Source organism: Huijunlia imazamoxiresistens (assembly GCF_037132455.1).
Classification (GTDB): domain Bacteria; phylum Bacteroidota; class Bacteroidia; order Chitinophagales; family Chitinophagaceae; genus Flavisolibacter; species Flavisolibacter imazamoxiresistens.
In genome coordinates this window covers 1-2,561 of the sequence record NZ_JBBBEI010000076.1, presented here as the reverse complement: position 1 = coordinate 2,561, position 2,561 = coordinate 1, and the positions used below count along the sequence as shown (strand labels likewise).

The 2,561-nt window shown below is 57.8% G+C and carries 3 protein-coding genes; 1 reads left to right on the top strand and 2 read right to left on the bottom strand.

Going from position 1 to position 2,561, the window contains the following annotated elements:
• On the top strand, positions 1–1,503 hold a 1,503-nt coding region (locus tag V9K67_RS26910), incomplete at its 5' end, for a TrkA C-terminal domain-containing protein (protein WP_336728206.1).
• Between the two features lie 42 nt (positions 1,504–1,545).
• Here V9K67_RS26910 and V9K67_RS26905 read toward each other — a convergent pair.
• Positions 1,546–1,998, bottom strand: a complete 453-nt coding sequence (locus V9K67_RS26905) for a hypothetical protein (RefSeq protein ID WP_336728204.1) — start codon at positions 1,996–1,998, stop codon at positions 1,546–1,548.
• Between the two features lie 137 nt (positions 1,999–2,135).
• Positions 2,136–2,561: discoidin domain-containing protein (locus V9K67_RS26900; RefSeq protein WP_336728201.1), on the bottom strand; the 426-nt coding region annotated here is incomplete at its 5' end.

Below are 2,561 nucleotides of genomic sequence, written 5' to 3'. Positions count from 1 at the left end.
GCCAATGCGGTGGGCTTTTCCCCGGCCCTGGGCGCCTTCATCATGGGCTCCATCCTGGCCGAGACCACCAAGGCCGAAAAGATCGAGCACCTCATAAAGCCTGTAAAGGACCTGTTCGGGGCCATCTTCTTTGTATCGGTGGGCATGCTCATCAACCCACAGGTGCTGCTGGAGTATGCGGTGCCCATCCTGATCCTCTGCGGCGTGACCATCGTAGGTAAGGTGCTCAGCACCGCTATCGGCGCCCTGGTCTCGGGTCAGCCGCTGCAAACCTCCATCCAGGCGGGCTTCAGCCTGGCGCAGATCGGGGAGTTCTCCTTTATTATTGCTACCCTGGGCCTGACACTGAAGGTAACGAGCAGCTTTTTGTACCCCATAGCCGTAGCGGTATCGGCGGTGACCACGCTGACCACGCCTTACCTTATCCAGGCATCGGGCGGCCTTTACCACTGGCTGCACCACCGCCTGCCGGCCCCGCTGCTGGCACGGCTGAACAGCTACAGCAGCGAAACCAAGGCCGTTTCCTTCCAGAGCGAATGGAAACGGTTTATCCGCTCCACCGTCATCAATTCCGTGCTGCTGTCCATCGTGATCGTGTCGCTGATCTTCATGGCTTCGGAACTGGCCCTTCCCTGGATCAACCAGGAAGGCGGTTCTATGACGCTGAAAATCGGCACGGCCTTTTTGACGCTGCTGTTGCTGCTGCCCTTTTTGTGGGCGCTGGCGGTAAAAAGCGGTTCGGAGGCCCACAGCAACGTGATCTTCACCAGCCGCTACCGGGGACTGGTGTTCGTAGTGCGGCTGGCGCGGCTGGGGCTGGCAGCCTTTTTTATCGGCTTCCTGCTGCACCGGTTCTTCCACCTCTACGTCGGCCTGGGAGTAACGGCCCTGATGATCACGCTCCTGGTGGTGTTCTCCGACCGGATCCGGGATTATTATAAAAAAATAGAGTCGCGGTTCTTTACCAACCTGAACCAGCGGGAGATCGCTGCCGCCCGGAGCAACCGCCAGGAGCTGGCGCCCTGGAACGCCCATATCGTCCCGGTGGAAGTGGGTCCCTTCGCGCCCTGTGCCGGCAAGACGCTGCTGGAGCTGCGGTGGCGGGAGACCACCGGCATCAACGTGGTGCTGATCAAAAGGGGCGAGCATTCCATTGCGGTGCCCGGCAAGGAGCAGATGGTGTTTCCCGGCGACCAGCTGCTGGTGCTGGGCACCGATCACCAGGTACAGCGGCTGAAGGTATCGCTGCGGTCCCGCGAAGACGGGGCGGCGGAAAAGGCGCCGACGCAGGTGGAACTCCACCGGTCCGTTATCGCTGCGGAATCTTCCCTGGCAGGCCGCACCATCCGTCAGACAGGGCTGCGGGAAAAAGCGCAGGCCCTGGTCGTCGGCATTGAACGCAACGGCGAGCGCACCCTCAATCCCGAATCGGATATGGTCCTGCTTGCCGGAGACACGGTCTTTGTGGTGGGGGATAAAAAGCAACTCACCCGGGTGCTATAACACCTCTCCCCGGTCTAGCCTTAGCCTAGACCGGGGAGAGCATTACAATTTGTCAAAGGTCAGTACGTCTTTACTGCCATCACCGCCGCTGGTGTGTTCCAGGCGGAGGCGGGAGGCTGTTTTTTCAAGGATCGTCCAGTCCTCGCTGATGTCCTCGAAAGGAGCGGTCTGGCCAAAGCTCAGGATGAATTTTCCATAACGGCTGCCGCTTCCCTGGATCCAGCCGCCGGTGACGGTATAATTCGCTTTTACGGCATTCACGACCCCATCGTTCTTAAAGGTGAATTCATAGCCGCTGAACTGGCTCGTTTCGTCCTTGCCGTTTTCCTGGTAGAGGGAAACCTTCCACTTCCCCTGTTGCATGGGGGTGTTGTCAATGAAAACGGAAGTAGAGTCAGAGGAGTCGCCAGTGCCGTCCGCATCGTCCTTTTTGCAGGAGGCGAAGACAAGAAGGGTCAGCAAGAAAATGCTCCAGAAGTGTTTTATAGGCTGCATAGAATGTAATTTCGAAACCCACAAAATCTAGCCACAAACTGTTGCAGCTATTTTCCCTTCTATAAGCAAAATAGGGGCCATGAGCCCCTATTTTTCAATAATTAATTTATGAGCCCGCTTTGGGGCCTGTGAACGGCTTACGGCACCTTCTCGTATACTTCGGCTTCGATGATGCTCAGGCGGCCCTGTGCCTTGCTGTCATCGCGGGCTACGCCGTCATCGAGCTTTTTGCCCGTAATTTCCACCTGCTTGTTCCCCTCCGCTTTTGCCACGGCGGCCAGTTGAATGCGGACCTTTTTGCCTTTGGCGGGAGTACATAGGGCGGTATAATACCCAAGGCTATTTTCGGTATTGCCCTTAAATACTTCCTTTCCGTCCACGGTGATCACCAGCGGGTACACGCGGCTGCGGAAGTTATTCAGCTTCAGGGTCACTTCGCTGACGGTGGCTTCCCGCTCCAGCTCGTATTCAACCCAGGCGGTGGAGAGGTTGCCGTCGTTGTACCAGTCGCTCAGCTCGTTGTCGTCAATGGAAGCGAAAGCGCTGTCGGCGTTGGCGCCGGC